Below are 22,795 nucleotides of genomic sequence, written 5' to 3' on the forward strand. Positions count from 1 at the left end.
CTGCATGCCCTAATTTATCAAAGGCATACACTACACAAAAAGCAAATCTCTGTCAAGCGGAAAATGATGAATATTCCTTTTGTTTTCTGTATAATATCCCTTGTTTTGACTTTTTGCGAGGCCATCAGCCTTCAGCCTATCAGCCAGCCTATCAGCCTTCAGCCTAACCGCCTTCAGTCCACCCGCGGCAGGGTCTTCTCCGCCCCCTCGACGAACAGGGTCACGGATTTGACGGCCCCTTCGGGGCCCCGGTCGAACTTCACCGCGCACTGGCCTTTCCCCACGTCCTTTCGGAAGAACGTGTCCCCCGCTTGGGGGAAGAGCCGCGTCCGGTTTTCCCCCGGCACCGCCAGTTTCAGCCCGCGGGGATGCAGTTCGACGGCCAGGATCCGGTCCCCCTTCGTGTCGTATTCGCTGGTGGGGCGGGACAGCAGATAGCGGCCGGCATAGGCCTTCAGTTCCTCCCGATCCTTCTTGGATGCCGTTTGCAATTCGAGGGGTTCGGCGGGTCTGCCGTACAGGAGGTTCAGGATGCTCGACGCCACCTGGTCGTTAACGCGTGAATCCTGGTTGCAGAGGAGGACCAGCCCGAGCTTCTTCTCCAGGTCCATGAAGATGACGGCATTGAACCCCAGCGTCGAGCCCTCGTAGAAGACCACCTCCCCGGTGGGCAGGGCCAGCGTGAACCAGCAGAGCGCCACCTTCATGCTTCCACCCAAAGCGCTCGCCCGGGCGGTCACGGCCGAGCGCATGGCGGGGTAAAGACGCGAGGGAAGGGTGCCCAGGTGGGCCCGGCAGTAGAGAACCAGGTCGTCGACGGTGGAGAGGAGCGCCCCGCCCGGCGCCAGGGCCCCGAGTTCTTCGTTTCGGACCGGGTCCAGGTCGGGACGGTGCCCCTGGCAGACCCGCGGGAGCTGCTCCGGGAGGAGGGTGACCCGGGTGTCCTTCATGCCAAGGGGAAGGCAGACCTGGTCCAGGCAGGAGGCCTCCCAGGATTTGCCGCTGACGTTGGCCAGGAGATGGCCGAGCATGGCCAGGCCCACGTTGCTGTACTCGAAGCGTTCTCCCGGGGAGCGCCGGAGCCGGTAGCCATCCACCCAGTTCCAGAGCCGCTCCAGGGTGTAGGCGTCCCCACAGACGCCCTCGGGCGAGGAGACGAAACCGTCCGACAAGCCGGGGAGTCCGCCGTAGTGGGTGGCGAGGTCCTGGAGCGTTATTTTCCGGCTTCCCCAGGCGGGTGCGTGGACGTTCATCGGAAGGTAGAGATCGATGGGGTCGTCCATGCGGACCCGTCCTTGCAGCTCGAGGTCGGCGAGTTGAACCCCCACGAAGGTCTTGGTGACGGACCCGATCTGGAAAAGGGATTTCGCGTCCGGCTTCACCCCCGAACCCCGGGCGGTCTCGCCGAAACCCGCGGTGAAGGTCTCGTCGCCCCGGATCACCCCCAGGGCGAAGCCGACGGCGTACTCCTTCGCGAGAACCCGCTCGATGATCCTGCCCGCCTCGGCGAGGATGGCATCGCGGGAAAGTTCACCGGCCGGCGGTGCGGCGGAAAGGGAGGGCAGGGAGCCCATCAGGGCGAGTATCAGGCAACAGCCCGCCAGGCGGTGAACCCCGGAGGAGCGTCCGGACGACGAGGGAATGACGGCGGTGGCAGAGGGTCGCGGAGAATCCATGCCTGCCTCCAAACGGATTTTCATCGATTATACGATACTCTTCGGGTGCTGTCAGGCAGGAATTCGATTGGAGTGTGATAGTGAGCCTTCGAACCGCCGATTTGGCGATGGAAGCGTTGCGGGTCGGATGAAGCGGGAAAGGACGAAAGGACCTAAAGGACCAAAGGGACCCAAAGGACGGGCAGGGGGGAGTGTTCGTTTACCTTCCCCGGGGGAGCCGGCCTTGCCCTGGCGCGAGAAGCATCGGGTTTGCCGGACATAACGGCAATTCCAAGACTTGCCGCCGCACGCCTGTCCCTCGTAAACCCGAAGAAGTCGGCGGCGGGGAGCGCCACCGCGCTCCCCTGCGCGCGGGGACTCGCAGCCGGGCGCCGGGGCTAGCGGGCTCCCCGGGCCGGTTTTGGCCGGGGCATGACGGGCTCCACGCCCATCTCCCGGAGGAGGTCGATGGCGCCGCCGAGCTTCCAGGCCACCCAGAGGACGAAGCGGATGTCCACACCGATGGACCGGCTGTAGTCCGGGCTCCAGGCGAAGTCGTTGACGGTGGCCTCCCAGGCCCGGTCGAAGTTGACCCCCACCAGGCGCCCCCGGCGGTCGAGCAGGGCGCTGCCGGAGTTCCCCCCGGTGGTGTCGGCGTCGTAGAGCAGGTTGACCGGGACGGTATTCCGGCCCGGGAGGGTGAAGCGGCCGAAGTCCCCGGACCGGATCAGCGCCTTGAGCCGGGGGGAGGCGTTGAAGGGGTCGGCCCCCCGGTCCTTCTCGAGGATGCCTTCCAGGGTGGTGACGGGCTGCATCCGCACGGCGTCGCGCGGGGCGTACCCCTTCACCCGCCCGGTGGTCAGCCGCAGGGTGCTGTTGGCGTCGGGGATGAAGGAGGCGCCGAGGAAGAGGCGCTTCACCTCCATGAGTCGCGCGGAGAGGGCGTCGAGGTTCCCCTTGCGCGCCTTTTCGAAGTCCCGTTTCTCCAGGTAGGTGTCCATCAGGTCCGCCGCCAGGCGAAGGAAGGGGTCGTCCCGGGAGGTCAGGTCCCCGACCTCGGCGTCGAGGGCCGCGACCACCGTTTTCTCGTCGGCCAGGCGGAAGCGGTTGAAGGACTCGTCGAGCCACCGGTCGATCTTCGCGGTGTCGCCGTCGCCGACGACGGCGTCCAGGGCGGCGATGCGCTGCCCCTGCGGGAGCCGGGCGGCCTGCAGCAGGAGTTCGCGCAGCAGGGCCCGGTCGGTGTCGGGGTGGAACCCCTCAAGGCACCGTCGCAACTCGGCCACGAGCAGGTGGCGGTTGCGGCTCATGTAGGCGTTCTCGCGCTCCACTTCGGGCTTGGCACGTTCCCGGGCATTCTCCAGGAGGGTGTGGGCGATGCGCAGCGGGTAGACGTTCCGGTAGAGGTCGTTGAGCAACAGGTCCTTGCCGGAGCGCTCGCGCACGAGCCGGTACTCGGCGTCGATGTCGGCCAGCAGGGCGCCGTCCGCGGCTTTCCGCGCGGGGTCCCGCTCGATGAAGGCCTGGATCTCGCGCTCCTGCGCGCGCTTCTTTTCCACCAGGCCGAGCCGCCGGAGGCCGGCCAGCTTGCCCCGGTAGTTCTTCGAGGTGTTGGACAGCCCCTTGATCCGGCCGGCCAGGCGGAGGGCGGCCTCGGGGCTCCCGGCGGAGGCGGCCTCCATCCGGCGGATCTGTCCCTCGTACGATTCGGCCACGGCGCTCATCCGGATCTCCTCCTCCCAGGCGAGGTACGCCGCCGGCTGGTGCCGGTAGGTGCGGCCGGGGTAACCCAGGATGAACACGGCGTCCCCCTCGTTCACGCCCTCGGGGGCGACGCGCAGGAAGACCTTCGGGCGGTAGGGCACGTTGTCGGGGGAGTAGTCGGCCGGCTTTCCGTCGGGCCCCACGTAGGCGCGGAGGAAGGAGAAGTCGCCGCCGTGGCGGGGCCACACCCAGTTGTCCTCCTCGCCGCCGTAGTCGCCCACGCAGCGGGGCGGGACGTAGACGAGGCGGACGTCCCGGAGGTAGGTGTAGACGAACAGGACATAGGTCTTGCCGGGGAACATCTCCGCCACCTCGGCCCGTTTCCCCGGGGCCTGGGTCTCGGCCTGCACGGCCAGTTCGCGCTTCCTGCGCTCCAGGGTGCGCGTGCGCTCCGCGGGGTCGGCGATGCCCCGGACGGCGTCCAGGACCTCGGTGGACACGTCCCGGTAGGACTCGGTGATCCGCGCGGTCTGACCCTTGGCCGGGATCTCCTCCATCCGGGCCGGCGCACGGAAACCGTTCGTGAGGTAGTCGTGCTCCGGGGTGCTGACGGCCTGGACGTAACCGAAGACGCAGTGGTGGTTGGTCAGGATCAGCCCCTCGCCGGAGACGAAGGAGCCGCTACAGCCCTCCAGCTGGACGTTGGCGTCGATGAGCCCGGTCCCGCCCGGGTTGAAGATCTCCTTCGCCGGGACCACGATCCCCCTCCCCGCGAGGTCGAGCCGGGGGAGCTCGCTCATGGGCCACATCCCCTCGCCGGGGGCCGGCAGGGCGACGGCGGCGGACATCAGGACAAGGACGGCGAACCAGGGTCGGTGCTTCATCAGCGGTCACCTCGCGTCAGGATTGGGGCGATGCCGGCGGCGGCAACGCGGCGCTCCGGGCCGCGCAACAGGCGTAGCGCGGCGCTCCGGGCCGCGCAACAGGTGGCCCAAGGCCAAATTTCCACCGTCTGGAGGGTGATAAGACGGGGATGTCCATCGTTCGGAGGGCGATGGCACTTCAGCATTCCCCGAGGACTTCCCGGTTGAGGCGGTCGAAGAAGGCCTCCATGAACGTGTGCCGCTCCTCCGCCAGGCGGCGGCCGGCGTCGGTCAGCATGCGCTCGCGCAGGCGGGAGAGCTTCACCAGGAACTCCCGGTAGGCGGTGTCCTCCACGGTGTAGGAGGCGGTTTTCTCCACGTCGATGCCGGGGTCGTGGAGCCGGGCGCCCACCTCGCCGGCGAACTGGAAGGCGCGCCCGATCCCGACGGCGCCCATGGCGTCGAGCTTGTCGGCGTCGTGGACCACCCGGGCCTCGAGGGTGGCGGGCTTGATGTGCCCCCGGTAACGGTGGGAAGCCACGCAGTGCGCCACCTGGTCGATGAAGCCCGGGGCGGCGCCGATCCTGTGCAGGACCTGCCGGGCCAGCTCGGCCCCCGCCTTGGCGTGGCAGACCTTGCCCCCGCTCGCGTCCTCCCGGCTGCGCCCGATATCGTGGAGGAGGGCCCCCGCGGTCACCAGGACCGGGTCGGCGTCCTCGGCCCCGGCGATTCGTCGGGCGAGGGCCAGGACCCGCCGCGTGTGATCCCAGCCGTGGCAACCGCGGCCGTTCTCGAAGAACGTCCGCGCCTCGCGCTCGATGGCGTCCAGAAGGCCCGTCATCACCCGCCCCCCATCAGGTGGATGGCCTCCACCCGGTCGCCGTCGTGGATCCGCGCGGAGTCCCACGCGTCCTTGCGGACGACCTGCCCGTTGACCTTCACCACGATCATGGGGAACCGGAATTTCATGGCCGCGAGGAACTCGCGCACGCTGAGGTCCCCGCCGTCCAGGGTGACGTCCTTGCCGTTCACGGTGATGTTCATGGTGCGCGCTCCCCCGAAAAAGGAACGGGCTGGATCACTCCAGCCCATATGATTGGCGTCCCCAAGGGGATTCGAACCCCTGTTGCCGGCGTGAAAGGCCAGTGTCCTAGACCCCTAGACGATGGGGACGCGGCGTATCCGTTCCGCACAGCGCTCCGGCTCCCCGGGCGAAGGGAACCCCTCGGCTCCGAAGCAGGCGATTTTTACCAGAGGCCCCTCCCCTTGTCAAGGAAAAAGTCGTTGCGTCTCCAACCATCCTGGTGCATCATTAGTATTTTAACGGGGGATCGCCGGGTCCGCCGCATTCCAGTTCGGAGGGTCTTTCATGACGAGACGAAACCGGTTCTTGCGGGTGACGTTCAACGTGTGGGGCGTGATCCTTGGGTTGTGCCTTTCGGGGTCGGTCCTGGCCCTGTACCCCCCGACGGCGGAGCAGTGGGAGCAGATGCGGCGGGACGGGACGCTCGCGGCCCAGATCAAGGCCGCCTACGCGCTGGGGAACCACCGGGCGGACCCGGCCCGCGTTCTCGACGCCCAGCGGCGGCTCAACGCCCTTCTCGGGATCGGGACCACGGACCCGGTCCTGATGTCCCTTCCTCCCGGGCGGGTGGGGATGCCCACCAAGGGGAACGTCAAGGTCCTGGCCATTCTCATCGATTTCCAGGGGACCCCCCACATCACGGCCGACACCCCCGAGTCCTTCGTCTCCAAGCTCTACGGGGACGGCGACCCCGTCCGGTTCCCCTACGAGAGCCTCCGCAACTTCTATCGCCGCGCGTCCTACAACCAGCTCGAGGTCCAGGGGAGCGCCCTGGGGTGGTACACCACCACCTACCCGCGCACCAGCGTCACCCAAACGACGACGGGGCGCCAGAACCTGATCAAGGAGGCCCTCAACTACTTCAACGCCCAGGGGCACGACTTCACCCAGTACGACAACGACGGCGACGGCGAGATCGACTACCTCATGGTCTTCTGGGCCGGCGGCCACGGCGCCTGGGCCTCGTTCTGGTGGGCCTACCAGACCCACTTCTACGACCAGAGCTTCACCCTCGACGGCAAGAAGCTGGGCCGTTACTCCTGGCAGTGGGAGTCTTCCACCTACCCCAACGGCGCCTTTCAGCCCCACACCGTCATCCACGAGACGGGCCACGCCCTGGGCCTGCCCGACTACTACGACTATGACGACGCCATCGGGCCCTCGGGCGGCGTCGGGGGGCTGGACATGATGGACGGCAACTGGGGCGACCACAATTGCTACAGCAAGTTCCTCCTGGGCTGGAACGACCCCGTGCCCGTCTTCGCCGGGCAGACCGGCGTCTCGCTGCGCTCCTCGGCCACGTTCCCGGACGCGCTCTTCCTGATCCCCGGGAACTTCTTCCTCGGCCCCTTCGCCGAGTTCTTCATGGTCCAGAACCGCTACCGGGAAGCCAACGACACCCCGTACCCCACCAACGGCCTCGTGGTTTGGCACGTGGACGGCCGCCTGGACCCGTCGGGCTCCACCTTCGCCTACGACAACTCCTACACCGCCCACAAGATGCTCCGCCTCATGGAAGCTGACGGCAACGAGGACATCGAGTCGGGCGCGGAAGCCGACGCCGGCGACTTCTACACCCAGGGAAGCACGATCGGGCCCGCCACCACCCCCAACACCAGCCTCTACGCGGATGGCCCGCTGCGCCTGGGGGTCCGCAACATCTCGGCGTCGGGGGCGGTCATGACCTTCGACGTCTTCGACGTCTTCTCCGACATGACCCCACCCACCGGCGTCCCCGGCACCCCGACCCTCGGGGCGTCCTCCTCGACCTCCAGCGTGACCTTCAACTGGGTCAAGGGCACGGAAGCCGACCCGGAGAGCGGGATCGCCGCCTACCACGTCCAGGTGGGCACCACCCCGGGAGGCAACGACAAGTACGACGGTTACGCCCGCGGCACGCTGACCCACACCATCGACGACTGCGAGAACGGGAAGACCTATTACGCCCGGGTTCGGGCCGTCAACGGCAACGGACTCGGCGGGACCTACTCCGCCAACTCCCCGGGCAAGCTGGTGACCCTTCCCACCCTGTCCGGCACCGCGGTCGAGCGGTCCGACCTCACCTTCTCCCTCTCCGGGGACGACCAGTGGTCGGTCTCGCTCACCGGCGCACACACGGGGCCCAACTGCTTCAAGAGTTCCTCCATCATGTCCGACGAGATGAAGTGCAGCGTTTACACCACCCTCGCCGGGCCCGGGACCCTCTCCTTCTGGTGGAAGGTGTCCTCGGAGGCCGGTTACGACTTCGTGACCTTCGAACTGGACGGGACGGTCATGACCTACGCCAGCGGCGAGGTGGACTGGACCCGGAAGTCCTTCCCCATCTCCCGGGGCGATCACTTCGTCAAGTGGACCTACGCCAAGGACGAGGGGGTGACCGAGGGACAGGACACCGCCTGGATCGACGAGATCGCCGTGACCGCCACCGCCACGATCGGGGACCTCGACCAGTCGCTGGACGTGACGACGGCCGACATGGTGATCCTGGCCAACGCCCTCGCGGGAAATGTCACCCCCGGCGGAGCCCCATTCTACGCGTCGGCGGCCATGGGGGACCTCGACCAGTCGGGCGGCCTCGGCGCCGGCGACCTGGTCTACTTCCAGGCCTGGCTCGCGGGGAATGCCCTCTCGCTGCCCGACTGAAACGCGGAGGCGCTTACCGGCTTGAAAAGGAAATTTTGACGCGGTCGAAAAATGCCCGGGTGCGGATCTCACAGAGGCACAGAGGCACGGAGGAGAATCACAAGGATTGCAGATTCTATCAAAACGATGTGCATTTCTCCGTGCCTCGGTGCCTCTGTGAGAGAAAACGACTGATTGCGGGGGTGGCAAATTTGACAATCCCGCAAAAAGCACCGTCTCCCTCCGGGTGATGGCTCAAACAAAGGCCTTACAAACACTTTTCCGTTCCTATTCCGACTATTTGCGAAACCATTAAATTCGACGGACTCGCAACAACCGGAAAATCGAAGGGAGAGTGGTTGCAAAACCTTCATTGGGATGACGTTGAGCAAGGACACTGAATCGTCGAACAGGGCTTTTCGGGCCGGGAGCTTCTGCGGGAACCTCGTGGAGGCGGGGTGGCTGTTCGCCGCCGCCACGGTGCCGGTTTTTTTCAACCCTTTTTCCGACAAGGTCTTCGAGCCGGACAAGGCCCTCCTGCTCCGCCTGATGGCCGCCGTCATGGCCCTGGCCTGGTTCGCCGGAAAGGCCGCCCGACCGGACCGCGAGGGGAAAACCCCCTCGCGCCCCCTCCGCCTGGCCGGGATCACGGGCATTCTCGCGGCGGTGAACGGAGTGGCTACCCTGCTGTCCGTCCTGCCCCGGGGCGCCTTCCTGGGGTCCGAGGAGCGATGCCAGGGGCTGCTGACCCACCTGGCCCTGACGACGATCGCGCTCCTGGCCGCCGAGGGGATACGGGACCGAGCCCGGCTGCTCCGGCTTCTCGCGGCCGTGGTTTTCCCCTCCGTCCCGATCGCGCTTTTCGCCGTCGGCCAGGCGCTGGGCCTGGACCCCTTCCCCTGGGTCCGCGCATTCTCGGGCCGGGTGTCCTCCACCCTCGGCAACCCCATTTTCGCGGGAGCCTACTTCTCTCTGTCGTTCTTCGTCACCCTGGCGCTGATCCGGCTGATCCGGGAGAGTCCTCCCCAGGGCGGAAAACCCGCCAAGAAGCAAGGAGAGGGTCCTGTCCGGGCCCTGTGGGCCGCCGCCGCCCTCCAGGTCGCCGGCCTGGTGCTGGCGGGCTCCCGGGGACCGTTCCTGGGGTTCGCCGCCGGCCTCTTCGTGTTCCTTCTCGCGACCGCGGCGGCGAGAGGGCGGGCGCGGATCGCGGCCGGGATGGCCGCGGCGGCGGTCGTGGCGGCGATCGTCCTCGGGCTCGCACTCTTCACCCCGGCCGAGCGGGGCGCGCTCGGGGGACTGCGCTCCGCCCTGGAACCCCCGGACGGGACGGGACGGGTCCGGATTCTCCTCTGGCAGGAGGCCGCCGGGCGTTTCCTCTCTGCGGAGCCGATGCACGGCCCCCCGGGGCCCGACGCCCGGCACGCGTTCCGCCGGTGGATCGGGTACGGGCCCGACACCCAGCGCCAGAGCCTGGCCGCCTTCTACCCGCCCGAACTGGCCCGCCTCGAGCAGCGTGACGTTCTCCCGGACCGGGCCCACAACGACACCTGGGACAAGCTGTTGGAAACGGGCGGGGTCGGCCTGGCCGCCTACCTGGTGTTCCTCGGGACGGTGGCATCCTTCGGGCTGGAGTCCCTCGGCCTTCTCCCGACCGCCGGGCGGCGCCGCCTCCTGGCCGCGTTCCTGGCGGCGGGAGCCACGGTGGGTGCGGGGGTCCCCTTTGTCGCCGGGAAGCCGGAGTGGCTCGGGGCCACTCTCACCGGCGCCTTCCTGCTGGCCCTTGTCATCTTCATGGCCGTCCCCCCGTACCGGCGCCCCGCCCCCGACGACCCTGCGGCCGGTCGCCTCGGCCCGGCCCGCCTGACGGCCGCCGCCCTCCTGGCCGCCCTCGTCGCCTGCATCGCCGAATTCCAGGTGGGGATCCCGACCATCGGGACCCTTCTGCTCCTCTACCTGGTCGCGGCGGCCTTGGCCGCCCTGCCGGCCGCCCAAGCCGCCGGGGCCGGAACGGCGGCGGGCCCGGCGGCGCCCTCCCGGCGCAACGCCGCCGCCGGGGCCCCCGCGGCCCCGGCCGGGCCGCTCTCCGCCGGGGGGACCCTGGCCGGCGCCACGCTGGCGGTGGCCCTCTTTCCCTTCCTGGCGCTCACGGCACAGCCCGGCGTCCCCCCGACGGACCCGGCCACCCTCCCGGCACTGATCCTGCTCCTCTCCTTCGCCCTGGCCCCCTTCGTCCTGCGTCCCGGGTTCCCCGGGGAGAGGGTCTTCCGCTTCACCGTCTTCACCGCGATCCCCCCGTCCCTCCTGGGACTGGCCTGGCTCGTCGCCGGTCCCGCCGGGCCGGCCGCCCACGACGCGGCCGGCCTCTTCCGGCTCGGCCGGGCTTCCGGCGCCTTCCTCGTGTTCCTCCTGGTGTTCCTGGCGCTGACCCTGTTGCTCCTGGCCGCCGGCCTGCCCGCCTCCGCCCGGGCCCGTCACGACCCCGGGCCCCGTCGTTCCGCGGCTTCCCGGGTAGCGGCGGCCGCCGCCCTGGCCGGGCTCTTCGCCGCCGCGGCCCTCATGGCGCTTCACGAAACCGGGCGGGTCCGCGCCGATATCTTCTACCGCCGGGCCTCCGCCAGCCACCGCCAGAACGATTTCGAGACCGGCGCGGCCCTCTGCCTGGAAGCGTCCCGCCACGACCCCGGTTCCGCCTTCCACCGCCACTGGCTCGGCGTGATGCTCACCGACCGGGCGATGCAGGACGTCACCCGGGGCGTCCCCGTCTCCCCCGGCGGCTTCCTCCTGGCTCCCCCGGGGCGGGTCTCCTACCCTTCCCCGTCGGAGAACCTGGCGACGCTGGGGGCCGACGCCTCGATGCTCACCGCCCGGGACGCCCTGCTGAGGGCCCGGGCCAACAACCCCTGGCTGCCTCACACCGGGTATCACCTCGGGCGGCTCTACGGCTTCGCCGCCGCGATCGAGCCGGACGCTGCCCGCAAGCAGGCGCTGGTCCGACGGGCGGAAGACTGTTTCGCCGAAGCCGGGACCCTCTGCCCGGGATCGGTCTCCATCTGGACGGATTGGGCCGCCCTCCGTCTCCAGCGGCTCGGCGACAACGCCGGGGCCGCCCGCCTGGCCCTCAAGGCCATCGCCCTGGACCCCACCTTCCCCGGCGCCCACCTGCTCCTGGCGGAAACCCGGCTGGCCGCCGGAGACTTCGCCGGCGCCTCCGCTTCCGCCGAGAGTGCCCTGGTTTCCGCCCCCGAGGACGTCAAGGCCCTCGACACCCTGGCTTTCGCCGCGGCCCGGGCGGGGAAGCCCGACGCGGCCATCTCCGCGACCCTCCGGATCCTGGAGATCGCCCCCGGCAACCCCATGGCCTGGAACATGCGGAAAAACCTGGCGATCCTCCGCGCCGGGAAGGGGGATTTCCCTGCCGCCCTGGAGGAAATCGAAAAGGCCCTGGCCTCGGCCCCCGCGGACGCCCGCCCGGATCTGGAGGGTCTGGCCCGGACGTACCGGGCCCGCTGCAGCCCCGCCAAATGAAAGAGGCCCGGCCGTTTCCGGCCGGGCCCCAGGATCGCCGCAATCCGGCGGGCCGGGACTACAGCTTGTCGGCGATGGCGCGGGCCATGTCCAGGGTGGAGTAGCCGCCGCCCATGTCGTAGGTTCGGACCTTCCCCTCCGCGATGACGTCCGCCGTGGCCTTCTCGAGGCGGTCGCCCATCTCCTTCTCGCCCAGCCAGTCCAGCATCATCTTGGCGGCGAGGATGGTGGCGATGGGGTTGACCTTGTACTGCCCGGCGTACTTGGGGGCGGAGCCGTGGGTGGGCTCGAAAACCGCCAGTCGCTCCCCGATGTTCCCGGAACACCCGAAACCGAGCCCGCCCACCATCTGGGCGCACAGGTCGGAGATGATGTCGCCGAAGAGGTTCGGGGCCACCAGGACGTCGTAGTTGAAGGGGTTCTTCAGCAGCCACATGCAGATGGCGTCGATGTTGGCGTCGTCCACGGCGATGCCGGGGTACTCCTTCGCCACCTCCTTGCCGATCTCGAGGAAGAGGCCGTCGGTGGCCCGGACCACGTTGGCCTTGTGGATGATGGTCACCTTCTTGCGGCCGAACTTCTGGGCGAACTCGAAGGCGGCCCGGATGATCCGCTCGGACCCCTTCCGCGTGTTGATCTTGCAGGACACGGCGTACTGGTCCCCCGCAAGGCCCTTGAAGGCGCCGAAAGGCTTGGACAGTTTCCCCAGGGTCTCCGCCAGTTCGTCCGGGACGGGGTTGAACTCGACGCCGCAGTAGAGGTCCTCGGTGTTTTCGCGGAAGACCACCAGGTCGATGTTCTCCTTGTAGTTGAGGGGGTTCCCGGCGTAACCCCTGGTGGGACGGAGACAGATGTACAGGTCGAAGAGCTGCCGCATCCGGACGATGGGCGAACGGTAAACCAGGCCCTTGCCTTTCAGTTCCGGGACCAGCTCGGCCTCGGCGGCCTTGACGGGCTTGGACGTGATGGCGCCGAACATGGCGGCATCGACGTTCTTGAGCAGGTCGATGGTGCGTTCGGGGAAGGCATCCCCCTCCCTGCACCAGAACTCCCATCCGATGTCGCCCATAATGTAGTCGGCATTGAAGTTGAGCTTGTCGAGGACGATTTTTGCCGCCTCGAGGACCTCGATACCGATGCCGTCTCCCGGCAGCCACGCGATCTTGTACTTAGCCATATCGACCTCCTGGATGTGATTGGATTCTAACCCGTGACGATGTCCTGGCTCAGGCGCACCACGTGGTGCAGCAGCGCCGCTTCCGCCGAACGCCGGACGTGCTCGCCCTCCACCGAGTGATTGGCCACCAGGTGGATCACCTCGACCGGGAGCCCCAGTTCGAAGCACAGCGCCGCCCCGGAGACGGGGTGCCGGACGAGGCCCCCCACACTGCTCCGGGAGAATGTCCCCCCCGACTCCCTGTACTCCAGGAGTTTCCCGACGTCGTGAAGGAGCGCCCCGGCCGCCAGGACGTCCAGGACGAGGGGGGCCCTGGGGCCGTAGAACCCCAGCATGACCTCCGCCAGGCGATAGCAGGTCACCGCCACGCCCCGGACGTAGTGCAGGAGGCTCATGGCGGTCCCCGCCCGGAGCGTGCTGGGGATCCGGGAGAGGTCCTCCACCGCCCACCCCCCGCGACGCAGGGCTTCCTGCCAGACGTGAAGCACCTTCTCCCGCAACTCGGAGTCTCTGACGAGGGCGAACTCGGGAAGGGCCTTCAGCAGGGCCTCCCGGACGGCGGCGTACTCGGGGTTCGTGGCGATCTTCAGGTGCTTTCGCAACGCGGATCCTCCTCGGGGGATATCGGGCCGGCCGCCGGCCCGATACCTGGAATAGCTGAAAATATTACCATGGGACTCGGACCGTTGGAAGCGCTTTGTAGCCATTGCCCGGGGGGCGAGGGACATTTGGGCAGGGGGGGGTTTGACCGCTCCCTTACGGTCGCGGTTCTGACTGATGGAGTTTGACCGCTCCCTTACGGTCGCGGCTCTGACTGATGGAGTTTGACCGCTCCCTTACGGTCGCGGCTCTGACTGACGGAATAAAAAAACCCCGGCCGTGCGGGCCGGGGAGGATTCACAAAGTGTTTGGGGCGTGTTTGCCGCCTGATCCGAAAAGGGGTTACTGGACCTGGACCCGGCTCCCGAGGTTGACGGGGACCCGGGACTGAACGACCACCGCCTTGGCGGTCTTCTCAAAAACGTCGATCACGACCAGCTCGCCCAGAACGACCCGGGGGATGTGGCGTTCCTCGAGTTCCTCCTCGGCTTCGCGCTGGAATTTCTTGGCCCGCCGTTCCTTGTAGAAGTAGGTGCTGAAATCCGGGTAGTACTCACTCCCGTACCGGAACTCCCCTTCCTTCTCGTACACGGTGAGACGCTGGCCGGGGCTGAGGTTTTTCTCCTTGCCGAGATCGATGTAAACCACGTTCCCCGTCCCCGCGACCCGGCACTTGTCCTCGATGAAGACCACCCGGCCCTTGGGTTTGTCGTTGTCGGTCGTGAAGCGGACGTACTCCTTGATCTCCTTGCCGCTCGTGAGGAAGTCCTTCCCCAGGGGCGTGAACTTCGCTTCCGCACCGAAGTCCTTCTTGATCAGGTCATGGTCCTTGAAGGGAACCAGGGCGTCGCCGATGTACAGCGGCTGGGCGGACCAGTCGATGACCGCGACCGAGTGCTTGTCCCGGGTGATGAGGACCTTGACGGTCCCCAACTGCTTGAAGTAGTAGCCGACCTTGTACCCCTTCTCCGGGTGACGGATCTCGCCGGCGGAGCGGATCACCGAGAACCGGTCCCCGACCTTGACGTCGTCCTTGCCCTGGTTGATGTAAACCACCTGGCCCTGGGGAAGGTTGCGCATGGAATCCTCGTTCTCCGCCCCCACGATGAACATCTTGAACTTGGGGCAGTGATCGTAGACCACGCCGGTCCCGTACAGCTCCTTGCTCATCCCGTAGAAAGCTTCCACGCGATCAACGGTCAGGCGAAGCTGCTGGGCCTCCTCCTCCTTCTTGACCCCGGCCTTCAGGCGCTCCAGGGCGTCCTTGAAGGGGGAGGTCCGCTCGCAGATGGGCCGTTCCTCGACCACCGCCTCCGGGGCCCGGTCGACCAGCTTCACCGTCCCCACCAGCAACTGGTCGCCGGGGTAGATCCAGTGAGGGTTCTTGACGTGCATGTTCTTTTCCCACAGGTTGGGCCAGAGGTAGCAGCTCGTCAGGTACTCGCCGGAAATCCGCCACAGGGTGTCGCCCTTGACCACGTCGTACTTCTGCGCATCGTTCGGGAACGCGGGCGTGGTGTTCGGGGAGAGCCGCCCATCGGGCTGGCGCACAGGCTTGCTTTTCTGCTTCTTGGACGGGATCTTCGACCAGTCGATCAGCTTGACCTCCGGCGGCACCGGGGCTTTCTTGGCCACTTTCTTGACCTTCTTCTCCGGTTGGACCGCTTGCTCGAGGTTTTCCTGCGCGCAGACGATCCAGGTCAGGAATCCCATGAGAGCGAGGCATGTAATGAAAGCACCCAACTTGTTTCTCATGTCCACCTCAACGCACGAGTTTCATAGTTGATCAAAACGTACCAGAGTTTAAGCCGTTTGTCAATAAATAATTTCAGCGGCTTTGCCAAAAAAAAAGGCCGGAGATGATCTCCGGCCTGCAAAACGCGGGAAGCCTTACTTGACTTCGAGGACCTGGATGACCACGCGGCGGTTCTGCTCGCGGCCCGCCTTGGTCTTGTTGTCGCCCACGGGGTTGTTCTCGCCGAGGCCGAGGTTGTAGATGCGGTTGAGGTCGAGGTTCTTCTCCACCAGGTACCGCTTCACGGACAGGACGCGCTTCTCGCTGAGGTTGTAGTTGTATTCCTTGTCCCCCAGTTCGCAGGTGAAGCCTTCCAGGACGACGATGGTGTTCTTGTTGCCGGCCACGATGCGCAGCACGTCGTCCAGGGTCTTCTCACCGTCGGCCTTCAGCGCGTGCTTGTTGAGGTCGAACCAGACGGTCTTGGTGTCGACGACGGTGAAGTTGTTGCGGTTGTCGAACTTCACGCGCAGCTCGTTCACGTTCTGGACGGCGCCCTCGGCGGTGCGCTTGGCGTCCATCCCGATGCCCTTGGCTTCTTCGGCCTTGGCATCGGCGCGCTCGGCCTTGTCGTTGACCTGCTCGATCTTGGAGTTGAGCTGCTTGTTCAGCGCAGACAGCTCGTTGATCTGGCCCTGCAGCTTCTGGTCGCCGGCCTCGATCTTCTGTTCCGTCTTCTTCTCGGACTCGTTGACTTCCTGGCGAACCCACTTCTTGGTGGCGCAGCCGGAAACCATGACCAAGGCCAGAATCGCCAGAAGGGAGATCAGGAAAAAGCTCTTACGATTCATCACAAACCTCCGTAATGTATTGATTTCGTCAAAAACCCGATTAATAATGTTTTCTTGTGTTTTTGTCCGCCACGGCCGGATTATAGCACAGCGGCCCCTGAATGCAAACGCAATTTTGAATTTTTTTAGCGGGGCAGATGAACGGTATCCTGATTGTGGACAAACCGACCGGCGTGTCATCGAACGGCGTGCTGAGCCGGCTGAAGCGCGTCCTGGGCCGCCGGAAAATCGGCCACGCGGGGACCCTTGACCCGCTCGCCACCGGGGTCCTTCCCGTCCTGGTCGGGACGGCGACCCGGCTCTCCGGCTTCTACCTGGGGAAAGACAAGGAGTACCTGGCGTCCGTCCGGTTCGGGTGGTCCACTGACACCTGGGATGCGGACGGTCAGCCGGACGCCGCGCCCCGGCCCGCCCCCGCGGACCCGGAGCGCCTCTTTGCCCTGGCCCGGGAACTCGCCGGGCGGCGGGAAATCCGGGTCCCCGCCTTCTCCGCCGCCAAGTGGAAGGGCAAACCCGGCTACTACTACGCCCGCCGCGGGCTGGACTGCCCCGAAAAGGTCCGGACCGTGGAGGTGTACGCCGTCGGCGACCTCCACTGGGCCTCGCCGGTGCTCACCTTCCGCGTCCACTGCTCCTCGGGAACCTACGTGCGCTCCCTGGCCCACGAACTGGGCGAGCGGTCGGGGTCGGGCGCCCACCTCGCCGCCCTCCGGCGGGTCCGGACCGGCCCGTTCACCCTCGCCGACGCGGCTGCCCTGGACGCCGTCGAGGCGGACCCCTCCCTCGCCACCCGGCGGTTGCTCCCGCTGGAGAGCCTCCTGGACGAATTCCCCCGGCTGGACTGCGGGGAGGACGACGCCCGGCGGGCCGCCCACGGCAACCCGGTGGCGGTGGCGGCGCCGCTTCCGGACGGGTCGCGGGCCCGGCTGTTCGACCCGGACGGCCGCCTGGTGGCCCTCGGGACCGTGGGGGCCCGCGGCGACGGAACGGTCGTCGTTCACCCCGACCTCGTGCTCGGAGCCCCGGGGCCGCCCTGAAGCCTTGTTGATTTTTCGTTGTCACGAGCGTATACTCCGACCTGTTTCACCCGGCATCCCGGTCCGGCGAGGCGCTTCGGGAACAGCCAACGGGGAAGCGCCCGGCCACGGAGGGGGTACGCCGGTATCCCCGGCGGCAGGCCGAAGGAAATCCGGGATCGCGAGGTGTTTGGTGGGACGCAAACGGACCGCCGCCGGCATCATCGAGAAAAAAACGCGCGGGGAACGGATCGCCGCGCTCACCGCCTACGACATCTCCTCGGCCCGGCTGGTGGACGACGCCGACATGGACGTCGTTCTCGTCGGTGATTCCCTGGGCATGGTGGTCCAGGGCGAGGAGAACACCCTCCGGGTCACCCTCGAAGACGTGATCTACCACTGTCGCTGTGTCAGCCGCGCCGTACGGTCCGCCCTCCGGGTGGCCGACATGCCCTTCGGCTCCTTTCACGGCTCACCCTTCGAAACCGCCGGCAATGCCGTTCGCCTGGTCAAGGAGGGGCGGGCCGAGGCGGTGAAGATCGAGGGGGGGCGGGTCCGGCTCCCCGCCATCCGGGCGGTCCTGGACAGCGAGGTTCCCGTGATGGGCCACCTCGGGCTGACACCGCAGTCGGTGAACCGGTTCGGGGGCTACCGGGTGCAGGGGAAGCGCAACGACCAGATCGACGGCCTGATTGAGGACGCCCGGGCCCTCGAGGGCGCGGGCTGTTTCGCCCTGGTCCTGGAGTGCATCCCCTGGGAGGTGGCCGACCGGATCACCCGCACCGTCGGCATCCCCACCATCGGCATCGGCGCCGGCCCCGCCTGCGACGGCCAGATCCTGGTCTTCCACGACATGCTCGGCCTGAACCCCGCGATGGATTACCGTTTCGTCCGCACCTACGCGAAGCTCGGCGAGATCGCCGGGGCCGCTCTCCGGCAGTACGTGGAGGACGTTCGCGCGGGTGCTTTCCCCTCGTTGCAGGAGTCTTTCTGCCTGGATGCGTCCGTCAAGGAGGACATGGAACGTCGCCATGGAAGTGATCACCAAGACCAACCGGTTTAAGGAGGTCCTCCGCAAGGAGCGGACCCTCGGACACCGCATCGGATTCATCCCCACCATGGGCGCCCTCCACGAGGGGCACCTCTCGCTGGTCCGACGCGCCGCGGGTGTCTCGGACACGGTGGTGGTGTCCATCTTCGTGAACCCCGCCCAGTTCGGCCCCAGCGAGGACCTGGAAAAGTACCCCCGAACCCTGTCCCACGACGTGGACCTCCTCACCCGCCTGGAAGTGGACTACATCTTCGCCCCCACGCCGGAGGAGATCTACCCCCGGGAGTTCGAGACGTTCATCGAGGTCGAGGGACTCTCCGGGAAGCTCTGCGGCGCCAGCCGGCCGGGCCATTTCCGGGGCGTGACCACGGTGGTGGCCAAGCTTTTCTCCATCACCGCGCCCCACGTCGCCTTCTTCGGGCAGAAGGACGCCCAGCAGGCCATCATCATCCGCAAGATGGTCAAGGACCTCAACTTCCCCGTCGATATCCGCGTCTGCCCCATCGTCCGGGAGTCCGACGGTCTGGCCATGAGTTCCCGCAACGTCTACCTGAAACCCGCTGAACGGGCTGCAGCGACGGTTTTGCACCGCAGCCTCTGCCGGGCGGCGACCCTGGTGATGGAAGGGGTCCGGGACGCCGGCGTCATCGTCGGCGAGATGCGGAGGCTCATCGCCGCCGAACCGCTGGCCCGCGTCGATTACGTCGAGATCGTGGACACCGTCGAGCTCGAACCGGTGAAGACCCTCAAGGGCGAGGCCCTGGCGGCCCTCGCGGTCTACGTCGGCTCCACCCGGCTCATCGACAACATCCTCCTCAGCGTCCAGTGATGCGAGCCGGACCCCGCAACCACGCCCCGGGTGTTCCCGCGCCCTTCCCCGACCCGGTGGTCATCGTCGGGCGCGGGCGGGTCGGCAACAGCCTGGCCTCGGCCCTGGCCTCGGCGGGCGCCGCCACCGTGCTCCTGCCCGGGCATCCCCCGAAGGGAAAGGCCGGGCGGACGAACAGCCACCTGCCGGGTGACCGGGAGTCCATCGGGCTGATGGTGCTCTGCGTCCCCGACGACGCCCTCCGTCCCACCGCCCGCCGGCTGTCCCGCGAATTCACCGGCCGCTTCCGACCCGGGGCGGTGGTCCTGCACCCGTCGGGGGCGCTCTGCGCCGCCGAGCTCGACCCCTTCCGGGAGACCGGTTGCCACGTCGGCTCCTGGCACCCCCTCCAGACCTTCCCCGAACCGGGGGACGACCATTTCGACGGCATCCGCGTCGCCGTGGAGGGAGACGCCGTCGCCGTGGAAACCGGAGAGCGCCTCGCCCGGCTCCTGGGCGCCCGCCCCTTCCACCTCCCCCGCGAGCTCAAGGTCCTCTACCACGCCCTCTGCACCCTCGCCTGCAGCCACGTGGCCGGACTGATGGTCCTGTGCCACGACGGCATCCGCCGGTTCCCCGACGGGATCCGGGACGAGGTCTGGCAAGGGTTCCTGGACCTGGCCCGGAACGCGCTCCGGAACCTGGACCAGGCGCCCGACCCCCGGCAGGCCCTGACGGGCCCGGCGGTACGGGGCGATCGGCGGACCGTGGAAAGGCACCTGAAGGCCATGGGGCAGATTCACCCGCTCGCCCTGGCGGCCTACGAGGTCATGGACCAGGTCGTCCAGGCCCACCTCCCCGCGGGCGGGCCGGCTGCGGGCTCACCGGATGGGGACTCCGAGGTGGAACGGGCCCTGCGGGACCACCCGGAACTCCTCGAGCTGCTCCGGCACCACCGCCGGCGGAGCCCGAAGGGGGGAAATCCCGGGAACAGGGGGTTCTGAGATGCTTTTCCGCTGCCCCCGCCGATCCGGAAGGCTCCCGGGGTGCACGGCGTGGCGCGCCGGCTGAACTCCGGCCACGGTATCCCGGCCCGGTACCGCCGCGATCTGTCCAGCACTGAATTCAAGAGGGCTTTACGTGAACTTGCTTCGTGAAAGGTTGGTCGCCGCCATGATCCCCACCCTGCTCTGCGCCATCGCCTGTGCCGGCCCGGGGGAAAAGGGCCCCGTGTCCCTGCCGTCGCCGGACACCCGCGGGGCCCTCACCCTGGAAAGCACCCTCCAGGTCCTCCGCTCGGTCCGCTCCTTCGACACCGCCCGCCCCCTCACCCTCCAGCAGGTTTCCCAGCTCCTCTGGGCCGCCCAGGGCCTGATGCTGCAAGCCCTCACCCTCGGCCTCGGCACCACCGCGGTCGGGGCCTTCGACGACGGCGCCATGCGGAAGGTGTTTGCCCTGCCCCCCTCGGAGACGCCCCTCTATCTCATCCCCGTCGGCCACCCGGCCGGGCGGTGATCTCCCGCCGACACGCCGGGGGGGGGTGCGACCCGGGTTTTACCGCGTCACGCGGCCGGTCACGACGCGGAAGGCGGATACTCGGGTGCTTTGGTCCTGCGCCCCGGGCGGGAAGCCGGGAGGGTTCCGGCACCCCTCCAGGGTGCATCCGCACTCGCCGGACCTAACCTGAACCTGAATCGCGCCCACCACTCTTTTGCCCTGTGCGGATCGCTGCCTTTCGTGTCTTCACCGCGCCAGGATCGTGTACGCCGCGTCCCCACCCTGTCAGGATCATGCCCTCTGCGTCTTCGCCCCACCGGGATCGTGCCCTCTGCGTCCTCACCCCGTCAGGGGTGAAATATTTGTAGAAAAGGCAGTTATACAAATTCTCATCCCCGTAGAAAGCCCGGACCAGAATCTCACACGAAGGCACGGAGAAGAAACATAAAGATTTTGATCCAATCAAATATGACGCCCCCGCAAAAAGTCTTTTATGCCCGCGAATCACGTGAATGAACGCGAATCAGAAATCAACAATCAATAGATATTATTCGTGTTATAAATTCGCGTATATTCGTGTTATTCGCGGGAAATCTCCCTTTCGCGACTTTTTGCGGGGTCATCAATATTGGGCTTATAACTCTGGGTCATCCCGGATTCGTTCGGTTGACCACCTTATCCTCCGGCCATCGTTTGCAACGACCGGATCGGGCTGACGTTGCGGAAAGGCTGGACCTTGCGCCGCCCGGCAGGCGGCGCGTACATCATTCCGCCTTCCGGACCCAGACCGAGACGATCTCGCCGAGGTAGAGCTTGTGGGCGTTGCCCTCGGCGCGGGTGGGGGCGGAAAACTTCTTCTTGCAGATGATGATCATCCGGGCCTCGGTGTAGGCCATGCCCGGGTTCGTGAAGAGCGGGTGAAAACCGCTCTCCCTGACCTTGTCGGTGTCGCGGCCCGACTTGCGGCCGAAGATCCGCAGGAGCGGGTCCCGGTACTTCGCGGGGTCGAAGAAGGAGAGGGTGAAGTGCTCCTCCTTCTCGAGGAACTGGAAGGTGTAGCGGTCCGGGTGGACCAGGATGAAGGCGACGGGGTTCTTCCACACGCCGTACCCGCCCCAGCTGGCGGTCATGCTGTTGAACTTCTCCGGGGTCCCGGCGGTGATCAGCATCCAGTCCTCGCCGATCAGCTTGATGGGGTTGTCGGGGATTTCCAGGGGGTCGATCTGCCGGTAAAGGTCCGCAAGCGCCGGGCCCTTGCCGGATCCCGTCGCTGCCGCCGCCGGTTCGGACGCACCGGATCCGGCGGAAGTCTGAGCCGGTTTGGTTTCCTGGGCAACGGCGCAGGAAAAGGCCAGGATGAGCAAGACGGGAAGGAACAGGGTTTTTATTTTCATCGCATCTCCACCGAAAAAATATTCAAGGCTTTCGCCGATGTCGGGCAAGCTTGTAGGCGCCTTCTGCCGGAAGGCGCCCTCAACCCTCGGCTTTCTCTCCCCGTGCGCCGCCCGGCAGGCGGCGCGTACGTTTATTCCGTCTGTTCGCCGTCGGGAGGAAGGTCCCGATCCGTTTCCCGCCCGTCCGGGTGGTCGGGGTCGGGAAGCTCCCGCTCCCGAACCGGGGCGTGGTCGATCTTGAGGTCCTCGTCCAGGGTGATCTCGACGAAGGTCCCCTTGGGAAGCTCAATGTCGCGGCCCTTGCTGCTGAGGGCGCCTGCCAGGCCGATGAGGCCGCCCACCAGGGCGCCGATCCCCGCCCCCTTCCCGCCGCCGGCGATGCCGCCGATGACGGCCCCCCCCGCGGAGGTCCCCGCCACGGTGGCGGCGTCGCGCCCGGCGGTGCCCTTGCCCTGGACGGTCCCCTCCACGTCCTTGACCGACCCCTCCGAACTCCCCACGCCCGACAGCGTGGCGGCCAGCAGGATCTCCTCGCCGGAGGGGAACTTGAAGGATTCGAACTCCAGGTTGAGTTCCGCGCGCGCGCCGGCCCGCCCGGGACGGACCACCCGCCCTACCCGGCCGTTGACCACGGTGGTCTCGGGGACCGCCAGGGCGTTGCCCACGTAAACGTCCCGGACGACGATGGCGGCGAAGGGGTCGCCGCGCCCGACGTTCCGGGTGGAGAGGTACTCCTGCAGCTCGAGCAGGATCCGCGTCCCCGCGGGGATGATGACCGGCCCCCGTGACGGGGGCGGCGGCTCGGGACCGGACGGGGTCTGGACGGTCTGGAGGTCCTCCTCGAGTTCGTAGAACCGGTCGATCAGGAGGTTTTGCCGGCCGGCGTACCCCTCGGCGTATCCCCGGGCAAAACCCTCCCGGTAGGCCCGCTGATAAACCACCGCGTAGCGCCACTTGTCGGAATACCCGCGGTCCGCCTTCTGGTAGAGGGGGCTCGTCTGGATGTCGGACCGGCCGCGGAATTTCGCGTCGCCGACGCCCAGGTCGTACCCGTCCAGGTACCCGTTCTGGAACCCCATGCCCGCGCTGATCAGGCGCCCGTAATCACGATGAACGGCCTCGGGGTCGTTCTGCGCGGGGAAAGACCCCGCCCAGGCCGCCGACAGGGCCAGCACCGACAACAGCCGGAGTATCGCCGATCTCCTCATGACAG

General features: G+C 67.3%; 17 protein-coding genes and 1 tRNA gene. 7 read left to right on the forward strand and 11 right to left on the reverse strand.

Translation table 11 applies throughout. The annotated features are described in order from the left end of the window. Positions 1-173: 173 nt before the first annotated feature. The 5 genes from KA419_18270 to KA419_18290 all read right to left on the reverse strand — a co-directional run bounded on the left by KA419_18270 (position 174) and on the right by KA419_18290 (position 5,395). Entirely contained in the window at positions 174-1,676 is a 1,503-nt protein-coding gene (locus KA419_18270; protein MBP7867879.1) for a beta-lactamase family protein, read from the reverse strand. A gap of 377 nt (positions 1,677-2,053) precedes the next feature. Beyond that, the gene (locus KA419_18275; protein MBP7867880.1) at positions 2,054-4,243 is read right to left on the reverse strand and encodes a S46 family peptidase; all 2,190 of its coding nucleotides are present in this window, start codon (positions 4,241-4,243) and stop codon (positions 2,054-2,056) included. Between the two features lie 178 nt (positions 4,244-4,421). Next, the gene (locus tag KA419_18280) at positions 4,422-5,063 is read right to left on the reverse strand and encodes an HD domain-containing protein (protein ID MBP7867881.1); all 642 of its coding nucleotides are present in this window, start codon (positions 5,061-5,063) and stop codon (positions 4,422-4,424) included. Beyond that, complete coding sequence (thiS, locus tag KA419_18285; protein ID MBP7867882.1) at positions 5,063-5,266, reverse strand: sulfur carrier protein ThiS; 204 nt, start codon at positions 5,264-5,266, stop codon at positions 5,063-5,065. The genes KA419_18280 and thiS overlap by 1 nt, the downstream gene beginning before the upstream one ends. Positions 5,267-5,319: 53 nt before the next feature. After that, positions 5,320-5,395 (reverse strand) — tRNA-Glu (locus KA419_18290). Positions 5,396-5,591: 196 nt separating this feature from the next. Here KA419_18290 and KA419_18295 point away from each other — a divergent pair. Then, on the forward strand, positions 5,592-7,949 hold the full coding sequence (locus KA419_18295; protein MBP7867883.1) for a M6 family metalloprotease domain-containing protein: 2,358 nt from the start codon (positions 5,592-5,594) through the stop codon (positions 7,947-7,949). Between the two features lie 363 nt (positions 7,950-8,312). Continuing rightward, positions 8,313-11,453: a tetratricopeptide repeat protein gene (locus tag KA419_18300; protein MBP7867884.1), complete on the forward strand. Its 3,141-nt coding sequence runs from the start codon at positions 8,313-8,315 to the stop codon at positions 11,451-11,453. A 58-nt stretch (positions 11,454-11,511) separates the two neighbouring features. Here KA419_18300 and KA419_18305 read toward each other — a convergent pair whose 3' ends face one another. The 4 genes from KA419_18305 to KA419_18320 form a co-directional block, all read right to left on the reverse strand. Beyond that, positions 11,512-12,630, reverse strand: a complete 1,119-nt coding sequence (locus KA419_18305) for an isocitrate/isopropylmalate dehydrogenase family protein (GenBank protein ID MBP7867885.1) — start codon at positions 12,628-12,630, stop codon at positions 11,512-11,514. A 26-nt stretch (positions 12,631-12,656) separates the two neighbouring features. Further along, on the reverse strand, positions 12,657-13,232 hold the full coding sequence (locus KA419_18310) for an HD domain-containing protein (GenBank protein ID MBP7867886.1): 576 nt from the start codon (positions 13,230-13,232) through the stop codon (positions 12,657-12,659). A 340-nt stretch (positions 13,233-13,572) separates the two neighbouring features. Further along, positions 13,573-14,985: a LysM peptidoglycan-binding domain-containing protein gene (locus KA419_18315; GenBank protein ID MBP7867887.1), complete on the reverse strand. Its 1,413-nt coding sequence runs from the start codon at positions 14,983-14,985 to the stop codon at positions 13,573-13,575. Between the two features lie 135 nt (positions 14,986-15,120). Next, complete coding sequence (locus KA419_18320) at positions 15,121-15,816, reverse strand: OmpA family protein (GenBank protein ID MBP7867888.1); 696 nt, start codon at positions 15,814-15,816, stop codon at positions 15,121-15,123. Between the two features lie 137 nt (positions 15,817-15,953). On the opposite strand from KA419_18320, the gene truB reads away from it, so the two are divergent. The 5 genes from truB to KA419_18345 all read left to right on the forward strand — a co-directional run bounded on the left by truB (position 15,954) and on the right by KA419_18345 (position 20,206). Continuing rightward, a complete protein-coding gene (gene truB, locus KA419_18325; protein ID MBP7867889.1) occupies positions 15,954-16,853 on the forward strand; it encodes a tRNA pseudouridine(55) synthase TruB in 900 nt (299 codons plus the stop codon). A 199-nt stretch (positions 16,854-17,052) separates the two neighbouring features. Then, positions 17,053-17,895, forward strand: coding sequence for a 3-methyl-2-oxobutanoate hydroxymethyltransferase (panB, locus tag KA419_18330; GenBank protein MBP7867890.1), 843 nt, complete (start codon positions 17,053-17,055; stop codon positions 17,893-17,895). Next, positions 17,864-18,712: a pantoate--beta-alanine ligase gene (locus KA419_18335; protein ID MBP7867891.1), complete on the forward strand. Its 849-nt coding sequence runs from the start codon at positions 17,864-17,866 to the stop codon at positions 18,710-18,712. The genes panB and KA419_18335 overlap by 32 nt, the downstream gene beginning before the upstream one ends. Then, entirely contained in the window at positions 18,712-19,695 is a 984-nt protein-coding gene (locus tag KA419_18340) for a DUF2520 domain-containing protein (protein ID MBP7867892.1), read from the forward strand. The genes KA419_18335 and KA419_18340 overlap by 1 nt, the downstream gene beginning before the upstream one ends. Positions 19,696-19,864: 169 nt before the next feature. Further along, entirely contained in the window at positions 19,865-20,206 is a 342-nt protein-coding gene (locus KA419_18345) for a nitroreductase family protein (protein MBP7867893.1), read from the forward strand. Between the two features lie 746 nt (positions 20,207-20,952). On the opposite strand, the gene KA419_18350 is transcribed toward KA419_18345, so the two are convergent. Next, a complete protein-coding gene (locus tag KA419_18350) occupies positions 20,953-21,357 on the reverse strand; it encodes a flavin reductase (protein MBP7867894.1) in 405 nt (134 codons plus the stop codon). A gap of 356 nt (positions 21,358-21,713) precedes the next feature. Next, positions 21,714-22,790 (reverse strand): hypothetical protein, encoded by a 1,077-nt coding sequence (locus KA419_18355; GenBank protein MBP7867895.1) that lies wholly within the window; start codon positions 22,788-22,790, stop codon positions 21,714-21,716. Positions 22,791-22,795 lie beyond the last annotated feature (5 nt).

Source organism: Acidobacteriota bacterium (genome assembly GCA_018001935.1).
GTDB lineage: Bacteria > Acidobacteriota > JAAYUB01 > JAAYUB01 > JAAYUB01 > JAGNHB01.